Genomic DNA, 23,123 nt, shown 5'->3' with positions numbered 1-23,123 from the left:
TGTTAACTTAATTACAACTAAATCTAGCCGTTATAAAAATATTTGCTAGTAATTTTTTATTAAATAGATCAATTATTTATTATAACTACTATACATAATTATTGTATTTTAATTTTTTTAGCAATGAATTTTTTTGTTATTAATTAAAGTTTTTAATTTAAAGCTATTTATACAGCTGCTGCTTTATTTTTAGTTACATCCATAATTTTATCAATATTAATGCAGTTAAGAAAATCTCGTAATTCCTGTCTAGCAGCTACGTGAGCAATATTCAAACTTCTACTTAATTTAACCTGAGTCAAATCAAGTAAAGTTAAGCCATCCAAAAATAACTCTTTAAATATTACTCTTTCACTAAAACCAGAAGCATTTTTAAAGCAAATACGTTTAGCTAATTGTTCTAAAACATAATTTATATTTCTCTTATTAATAGCATCTAAATTACTTAATCTATTTCTTAGCACTACCCATTCAATGGATACACCGCAACGTTGAGTTTTGCGCATTTTTTGCTCCCAAACCATCTGACTATAAATCGATGGAGTAATAACTTTGAAACTTTTAGCATCAATTTTAGCCAATACATCAATATCTAAAAAACTATCATTCACAGGAGTAATAATAGTATCTGCATATGAATGAGCTAAACATGAAATAGTAGAATAGCTGCCTGGGGTATCAATAACTATAACATCAGCTTTTTGCTTCAATTCATTAAGTATATTTTCAAACTGCTGACATTCATCATTTTCAAATCTATTATCACCTCTAGTTACTAAAAAATGCAATGGAACAGTAACTTTACTATTTGCATGCTTATCATTATAAGCATTGCGATTTTGTATATAAGTAGTAAGTGAATGCTGACGTGAATCAGTATCAATACTTCCAACTTTTAGGTTATTGTCAAGCAAAGCAGCAATTAAGTGCATAGCAACAGTAGTCTTACCTGCACCACCTTTTTCATTTCCTATAACAAAAATGTAAGGTAATGTGATTTCTTTATTTGATGCATTCATAATTATCTTCTACAAACTGGTTAATTAATCTAACTCCAAATCCTACTGCTCCTGCAGGACAAATATTGCCTCCTTTTCTGTTCCAAGCAACAGAAGCTATATCTAAATGAGCCCATGGAATAGAAGTTTTGCTACTATCATGATTCTGCTTAAATTGAATAAATTTTTGTAAAAAACTAGCGGCAGTACAGCTACCAGCGGCACCACGAACATTGCCAATATTTGCTATATCAGCAATATTAGATTTAAGCATGTCTTCATAATCTTTATGTAATGGCATACGCCACAAATTTTCATTAACCTTTTCGCCTGATATAATTAATTTCTGAGCTAATTCATTATTATTAGAAAAACATCCAGCATAACTATAACCAAGTGCTATAGTTATTGCTCCAGTTAAAGTTGCTAAATCTATAATAGACTCAGGCTTAAATACTTCTTGAACATACCATAATGCATCAGCAAGTATTAACCGCCCTTCTGCATCAGTATTAAGTACTTCTACTGTTTGACCTGACATTGTTGTTACAACATCACTAGGTCTTTGAGCGTTACTGCCTGGCATATTTTCAACTAAAGCCACTACTCCAACTACATTTACTTTTGCCTTTCTACGCGCTAAAGCTTTTATAGCTCCAACTACTGCTGCTGATCCAGCCATATCATATTTCATATCTTCCATACCAGCAGATGGTTTCAAACTAATTCCTCCAGTATCAAAAGTTACTCCTTTTCCTACTAAAGCTAATGGTGCTTGATCTTTATTAACTGCTCCTAAATAAGATATTGATACTAATTTTGATTCTTTTTGGGATCCTTGCCCAACTCCAAGTAATGCTCCCATATTTAAATCACGCATCTCTTGTGTGCCTAAAATTTTTACATTTACTTCAACCCCAAACTCATTTTTTAATATCTTAAATTCTTCTTCAATCTTTTGAGCATAAGTAGCAGGATATAATTTATTTGGAGGTTCTGAGATTAGATTTCTAGCTAACACAACACCTTCATTAATTGGTTGTAAAATATTGTTAAAATAAGCTTTAGCCTGCTCAATATCACTAGCATCTTTTAAGCTGATAAATAAATGCATTTCGCTAGTTTCTTGCAACTTATTATCATTATTATTAATATTCTTTTTAGTGAAATACTTTTTAAATTTATAAGATGCTAATTCAGCCCCTGATGCAATCAATGATGCAATTTTAAATCTGTTGTAATTACTAATATCATAATCCACCAAAATTATTACATCCATTATTGTATTTGCAGCAATCGATTTTTGTATAATTCCTCCTAGTTCCTGAATTTGAAACTCCTTCAGTTGATTACTTTGGCCAATACCTAACAAAATTATATTTTTAATCTCTTCACCGTTAGCAATAGTTAAAAATTTAATTTCACCAAACTTGCCACTAAATATTTGCTTATTCTTCGTATTTTGTTGCAAAAATTTTGATATAATTCCACCACATTGCTGATCAAGCTGTAACATGCTATCTGTTAACACTAAATCTGAACCAATCAATAAACATATAGACTGACTATTGGATATATCTGTAACATCTGTTTTATTTATTCCTTCTAAGCAATTAAAAAAATTCTGACTATCTGTTTGTATAAAATTTATAATCATTTGGACTCACTAAATTTAGAATAATAATTTATTATTCTTTGATATTAAAGTTTATGGTACAGATTTGCAAGTCTGTACATCATTACTGAAACGATAAAACTCATAATCATATCAATTATGTGATTAATAATTCGAGCTAGATGTCGCTTAATTAGGAAAAGAAGTTACAGATTGTAAAGTAAAAGAGACAGGATCAAAAAAGCCGCTAAATTAAGTAAACTACTTTACGTATTTTATTTTCAACTTTAAACCAATAATACTGAATTAGATTTAAATCTTGAATAAGTTAGCAGATATAACAAATTACAACCTACAGATTCTATTAGAAACTTAACCATAACTGTTTTATGAAAACTTATATTATATAATATTACTGTTTATCGATTGGTTAACACTTTTTGATAAATATAGCTTATATGTAAGACTCAAAAATACTTTTATTGTGTATTTACCTCCTTATTCCTCTGATTTAAATCTTATTGAAAAAATTGTTTCAAGCTAAATCAAGCAGAATGAAATATCACTATGACTTAGACCATTTTTTGAAAAGTATATAACATAACTGTTTTATGCTGGTTTAGCTATACATCATATTATTCTAAAGTCAAAAGGTAGTGATAATATCAGCTCTAATTTAATGATACTGCATATTAATTGCTATAAACAAATTCACAGCCTAATGTTAAAGTGTAAACCAGATTTATAATATAACTCTTCTAACTCTTAAGTTATCACAATAAATTTTTTTGTCTTTTTAAGCTGTTAATTTTGTGATTAATCTATTAAATTATATGCATCTGTGACCTGAAGGCTGAGGATCTTTTTTCTTAGCTTCGCTTGTCTTATTTTGTTGAATTTTTGATAAATCTTCATTACTCAGATGCTTTAGTATATTAAATTTAACTTCAGGTGGTATAGTATCCCAACCTACCTTGCTTTCCGTAGAATGCTCTTTAAGCTGTTCTTTACATATATCATCCATTGATTCAAGTGCCCCATGTAGCAGCTGGTTTCTAGTACTTCCTGCATCTATATGTTCTTTGAGGGCACCGGAATATATAGGAAATTTTTCTTCACAACATTCATAAATTTCTTGAACTTTAGGATCATGTATATATCTTGATGATTCATTATCATTTGTTGTATTAGCAAGAAAAGCACTCAACATACTTTTTTGGCCACCACCAACTTTGATGTTACTTAATTCTTTTAGTTCTTTTTCACACGCCAGCTTATACTCACTAAGAGTTGATGATTGTTGTATAAGTTGCTGATTTGTTAGGCTACCTGCTGAACTAGTCTTTTTATCACTAGAATATTCTAACTTGGTAATATGAGAAGTTAAAAATTCAGGAATTCCTGTTTGCATATTGATGATCGAACTAGATGAAATAGCATTATTCAGCGGTGTACAACCTCTGCCATCACATGCATTAATATCAGCACCATGCTTTAATAAAGCTTGAATAGCTGGTAATGGATCATGTATTTTTTCAGCAGCATGATGTAACGGAGTGCTACCATCATTGTTTCGTGCATTAACATCAGCTCCATGATGTAATACAGCTTTTACAATTTTTTCATTTGGACCACGGCCTTGCTGCGCAGCACAATGTAAAACACTGTTACCATTTTCACCTTTTAAATGCACGTTTGCACCACTTTTCAATAAACAAACAACAGTAGGTAGGAGTCCATTTTTTGCAGCACGATGCAAAGCAGTATCACCAAGATTATTTTGCGCATTAACATTGGCACCATGATTTAACAATATCTCAGTTATCTCTAGGTGGTGAAAACTGTTTGTAGCGTAATGTAAAGCTGTATTACCATTATCATCTTGTAAATTAACTTTTGCACCATGAGTTAATAATGCTTGAGCAATCTTTAGTGATTCTGTACTTAGCAAGTCGGAAGGACCTTGGTAAGTGCGTGGTCTTGTTGATGCTAGGTGTAAAGGAGTCTGCCCATTGTTGTTTTGTATATCAACAATAGCATTACCATAACTTAACAGTGTTTCAGTCATTCTTAAATTGTGATCCCTAGCAGCAAAATGCAATGGTGCGTTTCCATCCTTATCTTGCAGTGTGACATTAGCATTACGCTCTAATAGCACCTTAGTAATTTCTGATTGTTTATTCTCAACTGATGTATGTAGAGGAGTTTTGAAATCGCCATCTTGTTGAAAATTAACAAGACCAGGATTTGTATTTAAAATATCTAGTACAGCCTTTACATCACCACGCTTAATAGCAAAACTCAAAGCAGTATTCATATTGATTACATCTTAATCTTAGTTAAACTGGTATTTTCAATTTTAAATTGAGATCAATGTTACTTTAATTAATTAAATTATACAATTATTTTTTATTACCAAAGTTCGATATAATGGAAATATAGCTAAACTACTATAAAACAATTATAGTAATAAGATGTAGTGAACAAGTAATTAGTATGACATATACTATAGATTTTGGAAAAAAGTGCTGAACAATAACATAAAGAAAGAAAATTAGTTTTGAATCAGTATCAAAACGTTTTAGAATAGGAAAGAATACAGTATTTGTATGGAGTAATAATTTACGTATAGAAACAATAAGGATAAGCATTTTGTGTCTACCACTATCAGATAAACGTTAACAAAATTGCTTGATAATACAATAGACCTCGTTCGAAACTGGCTAAGGTAGTTCAAAATTATAAATGTCAGAGATCAAATTAAAACTATGTGAGTAGACCTAACCAATTGCTCAATTAGGCCCCTCCTCAGAACCGGACTTGCAGAATTACCGCATCCGGCTCTCAAAAATAAGATAAGCATTATGCCTTATTTGTTGTCTAGAACATTGAGACAATCTTTCCAATTTTAGGAAAATTTACTCTTTTAAGTATCTCGGTTAGTCTTTTCCAATTCATCTTACGTTTTCCTCCCATTCTATTAAACCAGTTATATATTGCCCGTTTACTTTGGTTGATAAATGAACTTACTCGTCTTTTATTATCAGATATACCATGATAGTTGATCCATTCACCTAATAACTCTAATGACTTGTGATAATGCCTGCGTTTTGTCTTGCGTATTTAGCTGACCACGCAAATATTTTCTCAGTCCTTTCAGTTTCTCAGTAAAACGATCTCTTCTTGAGGTATATTTTAGTCTCCATGTTGTGCCAAATCTTGATTTACCACAATAGCAAGTAAATCCAAGAAAATTATAACTTGTGATCTTCTTGCCTTGTTTGGCTAAATTTGCAGCATGGTCTCTACCAGATTTTATCATTTGTGATTTAGCTTCATTGATATTTAGCCCATACTTATTTAACCTTTTAGGCAAAACATCATAAAACCTTTTCGCATCTGTTTCCTTTTCAAAGACAAATACCATATCGTCGCAGTACCTCACCATTCCTGTTTGTCCCATTAAGTTTTCTTTGCTGATTTTTGCAAACCAGCTATCTATAACATAATGCAGAAAGACATTTGCCAGAATTGGTGAAACTATTGATCCTTGACGACAACCTTCTTTGTTAGTAACTATAGTACCATTTTCTATGATTGGTGTTTCAATCAGTTTCATAACTAGTCTTAGAAATTTCTTGTCAGATATTCTCTTTCTTAGAAATTCCATCAACTCACAATGCTTGATTGTATTGAAACACTTTGTTATATCAATCTCTACTATAGCCCCTTTATTGAAGTTATACGTAAGTCTATTTAACTCCCTTAAAGCGTCGTGTGCATTTAATTTAGGTCGAAATCCATATGAATACTTTAAGAATATTTGCTCAAACACAGAGTTTAGTATCTTGCTTACTGTAGACTCGATTATCTTATCTTCAAAACATGATATTACCAAAGGTCTTTTGCCTCCATCTTCTTTTGGAATTTCTGTTATTCGTGCAGGTTTAGCCTGATATTTCCCATTGCAAATTCTAGTAAGAAGCGAGAGCAGATTTGCTTTCAACTTCTTACCATAATCCTCTTTGGTTATACCATCTATTCCTATCGCTTTCTTGCTATCGAGTTCCTTATATTGTTCTTCTAACATCTTTAAATCAATGATATGTCCAAGATTATTAAACTTTATGTCTTGATTTAGATTATTAAACTTTATGTCTTGATTTTTCGATGATAGCAACTTTATACGCTCAAGTTTCGTTAACCATGTATTTCTGTCTATGCTGTGTACAGCCATTGTTTCCCTCTTGCATTCTTACTTTTCTGCTAACCCTTTGCTCCACCCACATTACTAGGTTTCATCACTACTATGGCTAACTCAGCCATCCTTACACCATCTCCAAAGCCTTATGTTTCACCACTTGTACTTTGAATACTTACTTAATTACGTAAGAGTTATAAGGACTTCTCAAGTTGTGTCATTAATCTTTACAAACTCGCTGACGCCTGCGACCCCGGTGGTTGAAAATTTTTGGGTTTTTTTTTACTAGTTTGACCTCCAATCTTCTTTTGCCTACTATGTAGTCTAACATATCGGCTTCCACTATATAAGCCTTTCGGGGATATCACGTTCACCATTTGGTTTCGGCTCGAATGTTTCACTGTCTACGCTTTACTACTGTCGTTACCTTCAGCAGCACAAGACTCGCTATACGGTGGATCTAGCTTCTCCTTCCATAACTGGACTTTCACCAGTAAGATTAATTCACCTTTTCTTGACGCACAGACCGAATCTTTTACGTCTATTTCGATATTTATCAGAAATAATTTTGAACTACCTTAACCAGTTTCGACAGAGGTCTATTCAACAATATAACATCAATAGTACAAGAAGAAGTGTAGCTTTACTAGTTAAACAGTCTAAAGGCTCTATAAAGTTGTTTAAAAAATGAATATTAATAGAATGGAAAAAAAGTCTCTCATGGAATATTGAGAGAATAAAAGATCTATATCTATAGAAATTACAATGAACAATGATTAAACGATATACTCCAGTCAAAAGTAAATCTTCTCATAATAATTCAAAACTTAGAGAATATTTGCATAAAAATGTCAAGCTGATATCCCTAAGTGCTTGTTTAAAATCAGGTAGATTCTTTGGTGTAAACAAAAAGGTAAATGTCTTATTTGTTTTGATTTAACAGATAATGGTGAAAATGTTCATATACATCATATGCTTGAGTTGTATGCGGAGTAATTCGCTTGTACGGCTCTTTGGGAGAAAAAGTGCTACTGCGCTTACCTGCTAGCTTAATAATTTTATAAAAACTCACATCTTTTTTATAAAATTATTTTATCTTTTCTTGATTTTTAACATGGTATCTATTCCAGGCGTAATAACAATTTTTTTTATTACGCCTGTATTTAATACAAATGTGTTCTATATAAATAAAGAACATAATTTTTTTATTGCTATTCCTATACTTTTTTACATGAAATCAACATTATTATACTGTGTGTAAAAAATAATATTTGATTCTTAAAATCATTGGAATATATTACAATTAAATATGTGTAAGTTATTACAATGGCGTTTTTTGATAATATCAAGCCTTATTTGTTATATAAAATAGTGGGTTTGTAGCTCAGCTGGTTAGAGCACACGTCTGATAAACGTGAGGTCGGAAGTTCAAGTCTTCTCAAGCCCACCATCTATTTAGATATGTTACTTTTTCTTTCATCTTTTTATCAGAAAAATATAATAAATTTATCATTGCTCTAAATTAATTTTTAGCATTTCATAGTTATAAACGCTAATTTAAGATAAGAGAAAATATGAAAGGTAGTGAATAAAAGGTATACAAGAGATAATAGACCTCTTTCGAAACTGGTTAACGTAGTTCAAAATTATCGCTGATAAATATCGAAATAGACGTAAAAGATTCGGTCTTAGATTTAATTTGATCTCTTGCATTTATAATTTTGAACTACGTTAACCAGTTTCGAAAGAGGTCTAATGTATAATTATACATTATCTGTAGTTTCAATTAATAACCGTTTATTTATTGCTCATATTTCTACAAATATTCTTTCATAATACTATACTTAATAACCTTAACATTCACCATTATAACACTTGTATATTACATATTTCTAATTGTTTCTTATTCTAAAATTGCATTTACAGACATGTGAGCAATAAATAAACTGTTATTAATTGAAACTATATTTAAAGATATTACACAATATCTTTTGTAGACCTTTTGTATTATACCTTTCATACTTTTTCTTATCCTAAACTGACGTTTATACACTTGAGCTAGAAAAAAGAATGTGTTGAAGATGGAATAGGACAATATAGATTTTGTAAGAAAAATAATATACCAAAAACTAAGAACTGGAAGGTGCAAAATATATCATTAACAAATGAGATAATAGAAATATTACAAGCAAGGAAATTAACATCTAAAAGTACATGGGTGCTACCAAGTGATAGTAGCAAAAAGCTAACACTTAGAACAGCCACATGGACCATGGAATAGGATTTGTGAAAAGGCAGGCATAAAAAATTTCAGAATACATGATCTAAGAAGGACGTTTGCAAGTTGTATGGCAGATACAGGTGTAAGTCAGACTACACAATTAGCGTGTCATTGAATCATATTAATTCAGACTCAACAATACCTTATACTATATAACATGTCTATAGGTAAAGGTGCAAAGACATATCAAATATAAAGAAGAAAAAATATTAATTTTTGTTAACTTCTACACTTTATAGAACTTACTATTAACTTATGTTAATTTTTATTAATATTTATAATCAATCTTCAACTTTAACTATAAACATATTTGCAATATTTGTTAATATAACAAAAAAATTAAAGCAATAGGTTGAAAATAGGTTGAAAAAATTTAGGAAATTGTGGACAAGTTTTCAATCTAGAGGTTAATCTAATGATCGAAAAATATATACAACTTAAGATTGATAAATGATTTTCAAGTTATATGTATTATGAACAAATTAGTATAAAAAATTTGCTATCAAAAAGAAGCATAATATAGATCAGATGTTTAAGTAAGTGTAATATATATTAATAATAATATATACATTAATATTATGTGGAGTGATTATGCCTTCAATATCATTAAAGTTTACAAATCGAGCACTACGTAAAATTAAAACTCCAAAGGAAAAAAACACGAATCTATAGTGATAAAGTTGTACAGTGGCTTCGTGGAAGAAAATCATCTAGTGGAAGATTAACACTTTATGTAGAACAAAAATTTAAAAACCAGAGTTTTTAAAAATAAAGATAGTTGTATTTCCATATTTATCTGTTAGAGAAGCTAGAAAAAGCAATAGAATTAAAGAAATTAATGGCGAACGGAATAGATCCAAGAGAAGTAAAACGTCAACAAAAAAGATAGAAGAAAATGAGAATCATATAAAAGAAAGAGAAAGAAAAGCTAACGATATTACATTCAAAGAGCTGTGTTATAAGTATATTGAAGAGTATAGCAAAATATATACTATAAACTGGAAAGAGAATGCTGAAAGAATACATACTTATGCACAAGCATTATATGAAAAAAAGATAAGCAAGATTCGAATGAGTGATATTCAACAAAACCTTGTATGGAGTTAGTACGAGAGTATATGTCTAAGGCTACACAAATAATTAGTAAATGTGCTAGAAGTTATAATATTTATAATACTATCTGACTAATATAAACGTTGTGGTAAGAATAGTGCGACTTCATGTCGCACATGCATGCATGTAAACTAATTATTGCAGGTAAAATCTGTGTTTGAGGATATTTAGCTAATTTAAAAATTAGACCTCGTTCGAAACTGGCTAAGGTAGTTCAAAATTATAAATGTCAGAGATCAAATTAAATCTATGTGAGTAGACCTAACCAATTGCTCAATTAGGCCCCTCCTCAGAACCGGACTTGCAGAATTACCGCATCCGGCTCTCAAAAATAAGATAAGCATTATGCCTTATTTGTTGTCTAGAACATTGAGACAATCTTTCCAATTTTAGGAAAATTTACTCTTTTAAGTATCTCGGTTAGTCTTTTCCAATTCATCTTACGTTTTCCTCCCATTTTATTGAACCAGTTATATATTGCACGTGTACTTTGGTTGATAAATGAACTTACTCGTCTTTTGTTATCCGATATACCATGATAGTTGATCCATTCACCTAATAACTCTAATGACTTGTGATAATGTTTGTGTTTTATCTTGCTTGTTTAGCTGACTACGCAAATATTTTCTCAGTCCTTTCAGTTTCTCAGTAAAACGATCTCTCCTTGAGGTATATTTTAGTCTCCATGTTATGCCAAATCTTGATTTTCTCCAATAGCAAGTAAATCCAAGAAAATTATAACTTGCGATCTTCTTGTCTTGTTTGGCTAAATTTGCAGCATGGTCTCTACCAGATTTAATCATTTGTGATTTAGCTTCATTGATATTTAGCCCATACTTATTTAACCTTTTAGGCAAAACATCATAAAACCTTTTCGCATCTGTTTCCTTTTCAAAGACAAATACCATATCGTCGCAGTACCTCACCATTCCTGTTTGTCCCATTAAGTTTTCTTTGCTGATTTTTGCAAACCAGCTATCTATAACATAATGCAGAAAGACATTTGCCAGGATTGGTGAAACTATTGATCCTTGACGACAACCTTCTTTGTTAGTAACTATAGTACCATTTTCTATGATTGGTGTTTCAATCAGTTTCATAACTAGTCTTAGAAATTTCTTGTCAGATATTCTCTTTCTTAGAAATTCCATCAACTCACAATGCTTGATTGTATTGAAACACTTTGTTATATCAATCTCTACTATAGCCCCTTTATTGAAGTTATACGTAAGTCTATTTAACTCCCTTAAAGCGTCGTGTGCATTTAATTTAGGTCGAAATCCATATGAATACTTTAAGAATATTTGCTCAAACACAGAGTTTAGTATCTTGCTTACTGTAGACTCGATTATCTTATCTTCAAAACATGATATTACCAAATGTCTTTTGCCTCCATCTTCTTTTGGAATTTCTGTTATTCGTGCAGGTTTAGCCTGATATTTCCCATTGCAAATTCTAGTAAGAAGCGAGAGCAGATTTGCTTTCAACTTCTTACCATAATCCTCTTTGGTTATACCATCTATTCCTATCGCTTTCTTGCTATCGAGTTCCTTATATTGTTCTTCTAATATCTTTAAATCAATGATATGTCCAAGATTATTAAACTTTATGTCTTGATTTAGATTATTAAACTTTATGTCTTGATTTTTCGATGATAGCAACTTTATACGCTCAAGTTTCGTTAACCATGTATTTCTGTCTATGCTGTGTACAGCCATTGTTTCCCTCTTGCATTCTTACTTTTCTGCTAACCCCTTTGCTCCACCCACATTACTAGGTTTCATCACTACTATGGCTAACTCAGCCATCCTTACACCATCTCCAAAGCCTTATGTTTCACCACTTGTACTTTGAATACTTACTTAATTACGTAAGAGTTATAAGGACTTCTCAAGTTGTGTCATTAATCTTTACAAACTCGCTGACGCCTGCGACCCCGGTGGTTGAAAATTTTTGGATTTTTACTAGTTTGACCTCCAATCTTCTTTTGCCTACTATGTGCTAGAACATATCGGCTTCCACTACATCTCACTTTCAGGGCTATCACGTTCACCATTTGGTTTCGGCTCGAATGTTTCACTGTCTACGCTTTACTACTGTCGTTACCTTCAGCAGCACAAGACTCGCTATATGGTGGATCTAGCTTCTCCTTCCATAACTGGACTTTCACCAGTAAGATTAATTCACCTTTTCTTGACGCACAGACCGAATCTTTTACGTCTATTTCGATATTTGTCAGCAATAATTTTGAACTACGTTAACCAGTTTCGAAAGAGATCTATTATTGTAATCCTTATTCCAAATATACTATAATCTATCTCCTTATATCTAAATATCAAACTCTGGTTTATTAAATAGACCTTCCTTAATTGAATCTGTACTTAGTGTATTAAAAAAACCATCTTACATTTAGAGCATACTAAACACCGTGCTCCTATTAATTTCTTAGTTCATATAATTGCTTCTTCTTCAAGTTATTCTATCTCTAAACTTAATTCCAATTTTATCTTCTCTTCTTTGCCTTCCAATTTTATTCTATTTTTGCGTTTTCAAACTAATATCCTTTCTAATGTAAATATTTTTTTGACTTATGCTATATTGCTTATATGGTAAGTGGCGCATGTTTAGGTATCTTAAAATAATTTATCACTTTTTTACTAATATCTTAAGTTTAGCTTATTACAATTTCTTTTTTCTTGGACAAATTTAATAGGTATATTGCTGTTAGATTCTAGTTGCAGTATTTTTAATTTAGAATATTATGGGTACATGGATATATTTTATTAGTATAATTTATTCAAATAATTTATTTAGTTAGAGAGTAGTAGCTATGGAAATTTTTGTAGGTAAGTCAGCTTGTGATTTTACAGCTCCAGCAGTTTTGCCAAAGAACAATATTAATGAAAAATTTAACTTAAAACATGAACTGGACGGTAGAAAGGCAGTTTTATTTTTTTATCCTTTAAACTTTACTTTTGTTTGTCCAACGGAAATTATTGCTTTTAATAATAGATATGGTGAGTTCTTAAAAAGAAATACTGAAGTGATTGGAATTAGTGTAGACTCACATTTTTGCCATAAAGCTTGGAAACTTACTCCTTATAATAAGGGAGGAATAGGTGACATACAATTTCCATTAGTGTCAGACATAAATAAAGATATTTCCAAGACGTATAATGTGCTCAACCAGGCTGGAGTAGCTGTTCGAGCAACATTTATTATTGATCAAGAGTTTGTACTACGCCATGTCACTATTAATGATTTAAGTATAGGACGAAATGTTGAAGAAAGTTTAAGAATAATTGATGCAATAGATTTTCATAAAAAGTACGGTGATGTATGCCCAGCTGGTTGGACTCCAGGAACTGAAGGAATAGAAGCAACATCAGATGGTATATGTCACTACTTAACATCAAATGCTGAGAAGTTGTAATTTTAAGTTCCTTTGCAGTTTATAAATTGCTACGGACTGTATGCTAAAAGTGCCAGTTAGTGATAATAGTTCTACTGAGTATGATGATGAAACAATTTATACCCTACGTTTAGCTAGAAGTGAGAATGTTGGTCCTAAAACTTTTTTTGAGCTAATTAGATTATTTGGTAGCGCTAAAATAGCTTTACAGAATGTTGCATATTTTTCTCTTAAAGGAGGAAAGCGAAAGCCAATAAAAATCTACACTAACTCAGAAGCATTACAGGAAATAGAAGTGTTGAGAAAATTCAATGCTTTTCTTCTTACTCATCATCATTCTGAATACTCAAAACTATTATTACATATTCCAGATCCTCCGCCAGTCATTATCTATAAAGGAGATATTAAATTACTTAATCATAAAATTCTTGCTGTAGTTGGATCTAGAAACGCTTCTTTAAATGGAGTAACTTTTACTAAAAACATTGTTAAAAAATTAGTTGATAACAAAATAGTTATAGCATCTGGCTTAGCTAGAGGAATAGATACTGCAGCACATCAATCAGCATTACCTAGTACTATTGCTGTAATAGCTGGTGGAGTTGATCATATTTACCCTCAAGAAAATATTAATTTATATCATAAAATTGCTAATGAAGGACTTATTTTAGCTGAGTTGCCAATTTATTGCCCTCCTATCAGTAAACATTTTCCTCAACGTAACAGAATTATTGCTGGAATATCATATGGAACCTTAGTTGTAGAAGCAAATTTAAAATCTGGATCACTTATCACTGCTCGTTTAACACTTGAATATAATAGAGAACTATTTGCAGTTCCAGGTTTTCCATATGATCCAAGATATCAAGGCACTAATCATTTGATTAAAAATGGAGCTTATTTAGTAGAACAAGTTGAGGATATCATTGAACAACTTCCAACATATAATCTTGATACTAGTAATAATTGTTACGATCAAGAAAATTTTACACAATATAAAGACCATGGCAGCTATCAGTCTACTACTATCACTGATGATCAACGAACAATTGTAAAAAATATATTATCTTCAGTACCACTAGACATAGAAGTTATTGTTAACCAAACTAAATTACCAATGAATATAGTTAATGTCATCATCTTAGAACTTGAATTAGCTGGCATAGTTGCTCGTTGTTTAGGTAACAAAATTGTTATTTTATACAATCAGAGTTTGATATAAGAAATATTGCAAAACCTAATAAAAATAAGTGTTATATTTTTTTAATGCCTATATATGTAGTTTAACAACGCTAGAATATGATAATGAAAGGTATATAAAAAGGGTATACAAAGAAAGAATGTTGAGTTAAAAAGAAAAATTTAAATAAAAAAGGAATAACCCAACATAAAAAAATGTATTATAAAAGTATACTATTTAATAACATGAGTTCAATCTAATTGAGAAATAGTAGGCAAGGCAAAGAAAGTAAAAGATAATTCAAACTTGAAAAAGAAACAGAAATTTTATTAGTTTTAAAAACATAAGCAAGCAATGCAGAGAGAACATTATAGTCATTTACAATGAGGTTTGATGAGCATAAAAAAAGCGACAATAGCATCATAAGATTTACCAACAGGATATTTTATACGCAAACTTCATTGTAAATGACTATAGTTTAAAAATTCATAACAAACCTATAGCGAGTGTGATCAATATGGAAAAGATATTTCAACTAACAATTAATGGTTTCTATAATATGCCTTTTGTTAAGAAGTAGAGATTTCATAGTACTGTTTCTTTCATTTTGGATCTAATTTTTGTGATTAGCTCTAAACCTTGGTTAGCAAGTAAGGCAGCAAGTGTTTTACTCTATATAAAATAGTTGTCGTACTTATTCTTCATATAGTCCAACATATTTCTTATATCAAGCTCAAGTTATTACAATGCTATCATTGAAGATTAGGCTTTGAAATTTTATTGCTGTTAAGATATACTTATAATTACAGTTTATTACTAAACTTAATTGCAACTTTTAATATCAGATTTGTTACTATTAATTCAACAATACCTAAAAAATTGCGCTTGTTTTATAAGGCAATAGAAAATATGATAGTTTGTTATGTAAAGTTAACAACAATCACTTTAATTGGTTATACTAATGAGATCTACTAATTTCTTTTATGAAAATATTAGAACTATACTCAATGTTTCTACGATTGTTAAGCAAAAAGTTACTCTTATTAAAAGAGGAGGAGAATATGTAGGAATTTGTCCATTTCATTCTGAGAAAACACCATCATTTACTGTTAACGACCGCAAGAAATTTTATCATTGTTTTGGCTGCTCTGCTCATGGTGATGTAATAAAATTTGTGGCAGATACTTCTGGTCTATCTTATAGAGAATCAGCGCTAAGGCTAGCTCAAGAAAATGGTATTGATATACCAATATTTTCAAAAGAGCAAGAAAAATTATATGAAGAAATAGATATAATTCATAATACACTTGAGCTTGCACAGAATTTTTTCATTGCTTCTCTTTCTAATGATATTAGGTCATATTTATATGACAGAGGCTTATCTGATCTCCAAATCGAAAAATATAAGATAGGTTATGCTCCAGGTAAAAACTTATTGCAAGAATTTTTAGAAATGAGGGGAATTCCTTTAGCATTTATCGTAAAGTCTGGCTTAATAGCCAAAAATGATAATGGGCAAAGCTATGAAATTTTTAGGGATCGTATTATGTTTCCCATTATTAATTTAGCCAATAAAACCATAGGATTTGGAGGCCGAGTTATAAATAATAATAGCCAACCAAAATACCTTAACTCTCCAGAAACTGCTGTATTTAAGAAAAATGAAGCATTATATGGCGAAGATATTGCAACTAGTCATATTTACTCTAAAAATAGAGCGATAGTTGTAGAAGGATATATGGACTTAATTGCTTTGCAATCTCAAGGTATTTATGAAACAGTAGCGACTTTAGGAACAGCTCTAACTGAAAAACATTTACACAAATTATGGCAAATTTGCGATGAAATAATTTTATGCTTTGATGGAGATCAAGCTGGCAACAGAGCTATACAGAGGGCTGTTATAAAAGTTTTACCACATATTAGTTGTTCTCAAAGTATGAGTTTTATCATGTTACCAGATGGATTAGATCCAGATCAACTATTAAAACAGCATGGAATTACGCAGTTTCAAAAACTTATAGATACAAGGCTAGCAGTTTCAGAAACTTTATGGCGTTTAGAAACAAATGGTAAAGTATTTTCTACAGCAGAATCTAAAGCTCAGTTAGAGAAAAAAATTAATAATTATATTAAAGAAATCAAAGATTGGATATTAATAAAAAACTATCAAACATATTTTAAACAAAAATATTGGCAATTAAATAGGTTTAATAGCAATAATTCATATTTTGACAAACAAAAATTAAATCTGAACACTCCAACTAGCAAAGAATACCTAGAGTATCTGTTATTATCACTAATAGTACACTTTCCAGAGTTGCTAAACGATGATGTAATTGCAGAAAATTTTGTTAATCTTGAATTTTGTAACAAAGAAGCATATAATGCTAGAAAATGGTTGATAGATAGCATATCAGGTAATAACTTCAGTCTACTGGATTCGATAAAAACTGACATTACTGAATCTATACTTAAATTACCTGAAACAGTGTGTCGTATGTCGCTAACAATAAATAAAAAATACGGCGCAAAGTTATTATGGAGTTTATTTTATAAAAAGTATCAAGTTCTACTTATAAAAGAAGAATATGTTAATAGTTTAACCATAGATTGTCAAAATAGTGTTGACAATGCGAGTCTGTATCAGCAAGAAATTTTTAAAATTGAACATGAAATTGACCTTTTAAATGAAGCTTTACACTTAGAACAAGAAGAACATGGCAAGTCTGCGTAATAAAAATAATAAAACTATTATCTGCAATAAAAAAACTAAAAAAAATACAAATGTAGAAGAGTTAGCTAGCAATTTTGTTGATGAATCAGAAAAATTATCGTCTAAAATTTCTGATTCTGACATTAACTTAGATAAAGATTTTGATTATACTAAATTGGGTGTATGTCCTGATAAAATCGAAGAAGAAGTAGCACTAGCTTCTAATGCTACTGAAGGAGAATTTGAAGAAGATTTAGATGATAATATATACTCTACTGATATTGTTAGAGCATATCTAAAAGATATGAGCAATACCACTTTACTTTCGAGAGAAGGAGAAATTGAACTTGCTAAGCAAATGGAAGAAGGGAAAAAAACAGTGATACACTTCATTTGCCATCTTCCATATGTTATGAAACTCTTAATACAGTGGTATGAAGACTTAGTTCATAGTAGAATATTAGTAAGGAATCTTATTGAGCTAGAAAGTAACATTTATGATCAGCCTGAAGATGATAACCAACAGGATTATGATTCTGATGGTGATTGTGAAGAATTGCAAAATGAACCTTTAACCAAGGTAGAATCAGAAATTTTGCCTAAAATTCTTGATAAGATGCAAGTTGTTTCCGACTTAGCAACTCAGCTTTTTGAAGTTGCAGCTCATGATTTTAAATTGCATAAATCTAGCTGTAGTTATCAAGAAAGTAAAAAATTTACTGAGTTATCAAAAGAATTAATTGCAGCAGTTAGTAATATTCACTTTAACAAGCAGTCTATTAAAAATATTTTAAACAAATTATATAGTGTTAATAAAGATATAATTAGTAAAGAAATTAATTTGCTTAAAGCTGCGGAAAAATATAAAATAAGCCGCCATGATTTCTTATTTCAATATAATAGCGGTAGTAATTGGTTACAGAAAGTAAAATTATTACATCAAGATGAGTGGAATAAATTTTTAAGCAAGGAAAAGGATCTTATTAAGTCCACCATTGATTGTTTCGGCGAAATTGAACAAGCAATGTTATTGCCTTTAAAAAGGTTTAAGGAAATTATTCAAGCTATTCAAAATGGTGAACGGAAAGTTAGAGTAGCAAAAAAGAAAATGGTTGAATCTAATACACGTTTGGTAGTACATGTTGCTAAACCATATGTTAATCGCGGATTACCATTTTTAGACTTAATTCAGGAAGGTAATATCGGGCTTATGAAGGCTGTAGATAAATACAATTATCTTCTTGGATATAAATTTTCCACTTGTGCTACTTGGTGGGTTAGGCAATCAATTAGCCGCGCTGTTGCAGATCAAGCTCGAACTATTCGTATACCAGTTCACATGGCTGATACCATCAGCAAGATTGTTAGAGTTAGCAAGCAAATGCATAACGAATTAGGTTATGAACCTACTGCCTCTGAAATCGCTGAGAAGTTGTCAATGCCAATAGATAAGGTTAAAAAAGTAATGAGAATTGCTAAAGAGCCAGTTAGTTTAGAAAACCCTATCGGTGAAGAAGATGGAAGTTGCTTATCAGACTTCATTGAGGATAAAAACGCTGTATTACCAATAGAAGAAGCTATCAAATTTAGTTTACGTGAGACTACTACGCGCGCTCTATCAACTCTTACAGCTAGAGAAGAACGAGTATTAAGGTTAAGATTTGGCATTGGGTTACCTACTGATTATACACTTGAAGAAGTTGGTGGCGAATTTAAAGTAACAAGAGAAAGAGTTAGACAAATTGAAGCCAAGGCTCTAAGAAAACTTAAACATCCTGTTAGATCAAAAAAATTAAAGAGTTTTTTAAGTAGTAAAAATAAAACTTTAAGTAATAACGAGAATGATTAATGTATTCTACTTTTTTGTTCAGGAATAGCTATAAAAAAAGAAATATGTTATGCTGCTCTCATAATTATAGAAGTGGTAAATGAAAGTAAGAAAGACAATAGGTAATATTTTTCCTCTAAGGCAGATAGTATAAGTATGAAAATTTATATAGGTTTGGCATAAAAAATTTTTCAACCTATTTTCGACCTTTTGCATAAAAATTTTAGGGTAATTTGTAAAAAAGTTATTTTCTAAAACACCTACTATAGCTGTATTTTTGGAGATGAAAAATGTGTCCTGTAGTATTCGTTTTTTTAACTAATAGTTGTAATATTATTAAAAATAACAGTAGCAATAATGACACAATATTTTATCGTTTTATTGGAAATTTTATACCAGCTGAATGGAGAAAGCTAACTGGAGATAATGGAAAAGCATTAAGCAAGACATCTAAACAGCTTTTATCATTTATAGTATTTAGACTACATATCTATTACAACAAAGATATAGATGAATTACAGGAAAGTTATCAGCTTTATGAGGATAAGCTAAATGTTGGTCAAAGAAGAGTTAGGCAATGCTTAGTAGAATTAAGAAATGCAGGTTTTATTGAAGTTGAAAATAGGACAATAATTAAAGACAATGTGAAGTTACGTAATGTTCCTTGTATTAAACATTAGACCTCTTTCGAAACTGGTTAACGTAGGTTCAAAATTATAAATGCCAGAGATCAAATTAAATCTAATACCTAATCTTTTACGTCTATTTCGATATTTATCAGCAATAATTTTGAACCTACGTTAACCAGTTTCGAAAGAGGTCTATTACCTAATAATAAAGCTACAAAGATATATCAAATATAAAGAAAAAGAAAAGTTAATTTTTGTTAACCTCTACACTTTATAGAACCTACTATTAACTTATGTTAACTTTTATTAATATTTTTAATCAAGCTTCAACTTTAAGTATAAATATATTTGCAATATTTGTCAATATAACAAAAAATTAAGGCGAAAGATAGAAAATAGGTAGAAAAAAAATTCAGGAAATTGGGGGCCAGTTTTCAATCTAAAGGTTAAGATGATAGTTGAAAAATACATACCAACTCAAGGTTGATAAAGCGGTTTGGAAGTCAGGTATATTATAAATAAATTAGTATAAAAATTTGATTCAAATAAAGAGAATAATATAGATACTTTGTTTAGGTAATTGTAATATAAATTAATATAACAATTAATATATGGTGTAATTATGGAATCAATATCATTAACATTAAAGTTAACAAATAAGTTACTAAGAAAAATAAAAATTCCTGAGGGAGAAAAATTATTAATTATCCACCATCTAGATATAATAGGACTTAAACTGAAAATCTCATGTACAGTCTGTGGAGGAAGAGTAAGAAAAACATGGTCTTTTGAAAAAAAATTTAGAAAAGAAGGGATAAAAATGACGATAATGGTATTTCCATATTTATCTATTAAAGAAGCTATAAAAAAAGCAATAGAATTAAAGATATTAATGGCGAACGGAATAGATCCAAGAGAAGTAAGACGTCAACAACAGATAGAAGAAAATGAGAATCGTATAAAAGAAAGACAAGAGATTACATTCAAAGAGCTGTGTTATAAGTATATTGAAGAGTATGCCAAAATATATACTATAAACTGGAAAGAGTATACTGACAGAGTACATACTTATGCACAATCATTATATGGAAAAAAGATAAGCCAGATTCGAATGAGTGATATTGAACCAATATTCAATGATATCAGCAAAGAGGGAAAATATGCCACAGCAAATGCATTGCTAGCAACCTTACGCACTATATTTAATAAGGCAATAAAATGGGGATTAATAGAAAACAATCCTACTCTAGGGATAGAGCAGCATAAACTGCAAGCAAGAGAGAGACGTCTAAGTTACGATGAAATGGGTAGATTTTTACAAGTATTATGCGGAGAAGCAAGTCCATTGATAAGAGATTTTGCATTACTAGCGTTATATACTGGAGCTAGAAAAAGTAATGTGTTAGAGATGGAATGGGACAATATAGATTTTGAAAGAAAAATATGGCATATACCAAAAACTAAGAACGGAAAGGCGCAAAATATACCATTAACAGATGAGGCAATGGAAATATTGCAAGCAAGGAAATTAATATCTACAAGTAAATGGGTACTACCAAGTTCTACTAGCGAAAGCGGGCACTTGGAATATCCTTATTGTCCCATTCCATCTCTAAATGGTTATTAATAAATTATACCATAATTTAAACTTTTTGTATACTCCAATCCCAGATAAAAACTAAAAAAAAGCAAATTAAGTTATAAAATTTTTGATTCAGTTATCATGATGTCAAAAACCAATCTTGAGTTGCATATCTCTGGTGTTAATGAGTAAAATTTTTCTGTAATTTTTTTTGGACCAGCATTTTTTCATCTTATGCATAATCTAGCGCTTATTAGCCTTGCTGAGAGTTTTTAACAATATTGCCAAATTTAGAATACCTACTATTATAGTGCAACTTCACTGTACCAACTTGCCAATTACGGTGTTTAGCAACAATTATTTCAGCAGTATTAAAGCATCTATCTTGCTTTTTCTGCCATTCCATGTGTTCTGGAGTTCCTAGATCTGGTTCTGATCTAGACAAGTAATATTCGTACCGATATATGAGCATTACAATATCGGCGTCCTGTTCAATTGAGCCTGATTCTCTTAGATCTGAGAGAATAGGCTTTTTATCTGACCTTTGTTCTACAGCTCTAGACAATTGAGATAATGCAATTATTGAAATATTGAGCTCTTTAGCAAGAGCTTTTAAGCTCTGAGTAATTTCAGAAATTTCCTGCACTCGATTATACTGACTCCCTCTGGAATCAATTTTTATTAGCTGTAAATAATCAATAAATAATATTGCTAAATTATGAGTACGTTTAAGTCTACGAGCTCGAGATCTAATTGCAGATATCGAGATTGCTGGAGCATCATCTATAAAAAAATTCCACTTTTGTATTTCGTCTTGTACAGTCTTTAACTTATCAACATCTTGTTCACCTATTTTACCGTTAAATAATGCAGAGCTATTAATTTCTGATTCTATAGAAAGAATTCGAGTTGAGATTTGCTGAGATGACATTTCTAAAGAAAAGAAGCCAACTGATGGTACTACATTATCTTTAGTATTTTTTTGAGTAAGAAAATATTTACAAGCATTTATTGCTAAGTTAACTCCTAACTTAATGCTAAAGTTGTAAGTTTAGCTAGATAATCCACTCCACCTATTTCCTCAAATACGAGTTCATTGCCTAGCATATTTTTGAGCGAAATTACAGTAGCGCTAATTCCTTTACTAATAATGAGATTAATTGACTTGTATATTTTACCATGTAATGGTTCATAAAAATGTTCCGGCAGTAAAAATTCGTTAATGTTATATAGCGCACGATTGTTAATCAGAATTGCTCCAAGTATCATTTGCTCTGCTTGAATATTATTTGGAGCAATCTTTGCAAGATCTTTTTCCATATCACTCTTTAAATTTTATTAAAATTATTCGAAGTTAACTAACTCAAAAGAAAACCCTTAAGCTTTAAAAGCATATTCAAGACCTTGCATACAGTTGTTTCTAATGTAATCATCTTCAAATTCTGTTTTTGCTTTGATGAATATTTTTTTATTAACACTGTCTTCATTTACAACTTTCAATGTACTAAACCATGATTTGTCGATAGCTTGACCATAACTTTTAACTAAAGATTCTCGTACTTTGTACC

Annotated in this window: 14 protein-coding genes, 1 tRNA gene and 2 pseudogenes; 10 read left to right on the top strand and 7 right to left on the bottom strand. The window is 30.5% G+C overall.

Going from position 1 to position 23,123, the window contains the following annotated elements; genetic code table 11:
• Positions 1 to 167 precede the first annotated feature (167 nt).
• Both OTBS_RS05360 and OTBS_RS05355 read right to left on the bottom strand, forming a co-directional pair.
• Positions 168 to 1,019: a division plane positioning ATPase MipZ gene (locus OTBS_RS05360; RefSeq protein WP_011944793.1), complete on the bottom strand. Its 852-nt coding sequence runs from the start codon at positions 1,017 to 1,019 to the stop codon at positions 168 to 170.
• Complete coding sequence (locus OTBS_RS05355; RefSeq protein WP_011944792.1) at positions 1,003 to 2,655, bottom strand: leucyl aminopeptidase; 1,653 nt, start codon at positions 2,653 to 2,655, stop codon at positions 1,003 to 1,005. Before OTBS_RS05355 ends, OTBS_RS05360 begins: the two co-directional genes overlap by 17 nt.
• A 562-nt stretch (positions 2,656 to 3,217) precedes the next feature.
• On the opposite strand from OTBS_RS05355, the gene OTBS_RS18370 reads away from it, so the two are divergent.
• On the top strand, positions 3,218 to 3,361 hold the full coding sequence (locus OTBS_RS18370) for an HNH endonuclease (RefSeq protein WP_157866494.1): 144 nt from the start codon (positions 3,218 to 3,220) through the stop codon (positions 3,359 to 3,361).
• A gap of 81 nt (positions 3,362 to 3,442) precedes the next feature.
• Here the strand turns inward: OTBS_RS18370 and OTBS_RS05350 are convergent, their stop codons facing one another.
• Together OTBS_RS05350 and OTBS_RS05345 are read right to left on the bottom strand one after the other, a co-directional pair.
• Positions 3,443 to 4,930, bottom strand: coding sequence for an ankyrin repeat domain-containing protein (locus tag OTBS_RS05350; protein ID WP_011944791.1), 1,488 nt, complete (start codon positions 4,928 to 4,930; stop codon positions 3,443 to 3,445).
• A gap of 753 nt (positions 4,931 to 5,683) precedes the next feature.
• On the bottom strand, positions 5,684 to 6,850 hold the full coding sequence (locus OTBS_RS05345) for a reverse transcriptase domain-containing protein (protein WP_080571854.1): 1,167 nt from the start codon (positions 6,848 to 6,850) through the stop codon (positions 5,684 to 5,686).
• Positions 6,851 to 8,187: 1,337 nt separating this feature from the next.
• On the opposite strand from OTBS_RS05345, the gene OTBS_RS05340 reads away from it, so the two are divergent.
• The 3 genes and pseudogenes from OTBS_RS05340 to OTBS_RS16440 all read left to right on the top strand — a co-directional run bounded on the left by OTBS_RS05340 (position 8,188) and on the right by OTBS_RS16440 (position 9,095).
• Positions 8,188 to 8,264: transfer RNA gene (locus OTBS_RS05340), tRNA-Ile, on the top strand.
• A 189-nt stretch (positions 8,265 to 8,453) separates the two neighbouring features.
• Positions 8,454 to 8,549, top strand: a pseudogene (locus tag OTBS_RS14165) (IS5/IS1182 family transposase); the annotation flags it as partial.
• A 408-nt stretch (positions 8,550 to 8,957) separates the two neighbouring features.
• Positions 8,958 to 9,095: a hypothetical protein gene (locus tag OTBS_RS16440; RefSeq protein WP_232488933.1), complete on the top strand. Its 138-nt coding sequence runs from the start codon at positions 8,958 to 8,960 to the stop codon at positions 9,093 to 9,095.
• Between the two features lie 1,664 nt (positions 9,096 to 10,759).
• Here OTBS_RS16440 and OTBS_RS05335 read toward each other — a convergent pair.
• Positions 10,760 to 11,926: a reverse transcriptase domain-containing protein gene (locus OTBS_RS05335; protein ID WP_080571853.1), complete on the bottom strand. Its 1,167-nt coding sequence runs from the start codon at positions 11,924 to 11,926 to the stop codon at positions 10,760 to 10,762.
• A 1,112-nt stretch (positions 11,927 to 13,038) separates the two neighbouring features.
• On the opposite strand from OTBS_RS05335, the gene OTBS_RS05330 reads away from it, so the two are divergent.
• The 6 genes from OTBS_RS05330 (at position 13,039) to OTBS_RS05305 (ending at position 21,600) form a co-directional block, all read left to right on the top strand.
• On the top strand, positions 13,039 to 13,641 hold the full coding sequence (locus OTBS_RS05330) for a peroxiredoxin (RefSeq protein WP_011944788.1): 603 nt from the start codon (positions 13,039 to 13,041) through the stop codon (positions 13,639 to 13,641).
• Between the two features lie 40 nt (positions 13,642 to 13,681).
• Positions 13,682 to 14,842: a DNA-processing protein DprA gene (gene dprA, locus OTBS_RS05325; RefSeq protein WP_011944787.1), complete on the top strand. Its 1,161-nt coding sequence runs from the start codon at positions 13,682 to 13,684 to the stop codon at positions 14,840 to 14,842.
• A gap of 919 nt (positions 14,843 to 15,761) precedes the next feature.
• Positions 15,762 to 17,537 carry a DNA primase gene (dnaG, locus tag OTBS_RS05320; RefSeq protein ID WP_011944786.1) on the top strand — a complete coding sequence of 592 codons (1,776 nt, stop codon included), beginning with the start codon at positions 15,762 to 15,764 and terminating at the stop codon, positions 17,535 to 17,537.
• Positions 17,521 to 19,365 carry an RNA polymerase sigma factor RpoD gene (gene rpoD, locus OTBS_RS05315; RefSeq protein WP_011944785.1) on the top strand — a complete coding sequence of 615 codons (1,845 nt, stop codon included), beginning with the start codon at positions 17,521 to 17,523 and terminating at the stop codon, positions 19,363 to 19,365. Before dnaG ends, rpoD begins: the two co-directional genes overlap by 17 nt.
• Before the next feature lie 269 nt (positions 19,366 to 19,634).
• Positions 19,635 to 20,024 carry a hypothetical protein gene (locus tag OTBS_RS05310; protein ID WP_041621253.1) on the top strand — a complete coding sequence of 130 codons (390 nt, stop codon included), beginning with the start codon at positions 19,635 to 19,637 and terminating at the stop codon, positions 20,022 to 20,024.
• A gap of 571 nt (positions 20,025 to 20,595) precedes the next feature.
• Positions 20,596 to 21,600: a tyrosine-type recombinase/integrase gene (locus tag OTBS_RS05305; protein ID WP_080571820.1), complete on the top strand. Its 1,005-nt coding sequence runs from the start codon at positions 20,596 to 20,598 to the stop codon at positions 21,598 to 21,600.
• Positions 21,601 to 21,808: 208 nt separating this feature from the next.
• Here the strand turns inward: OTBS_RS05305 and OTBS_RS05300 are convergent.
• Positions 21,809 to 22,875, bottom strand: a pseudogene (locus OTBS_RS05300) (DnaB-like helicase C-terminal domain-containing protein).
• Between the two features lie 57 nt (positions 22,876 to 22,932).
• Positions 22,933 to 23,079 carry a hypothetical protein gene (locus OTBS_RS16435; protein WP_232489039.1) on the bottom strand — a complete coding sequence of 49 codons (147 nt, stop codon included), beginning with the start codon at positions 23,077 to 23,079 and terminating at the stop codon, positions 22,933 to 22,935.
• Positions 23,080 to 23,123 lie beyond the last annotated feature (44 nt).

Origin of the sequence: Orientia tsutsugamushi str. Boryong (genome assembly GCF_000063545.1) — a bacterium.
Taxonomy (GTDB): domain Bacteria; phylum Pseudomonadota; class Alphaproteobacteria; order Rickettsiales; family Rickettsiaceae; genus Orientia; species Orientia tsutsugamushi_C.
This window is presented reverse-complemented; position numbering and strand designations above follow the sequence as displayed.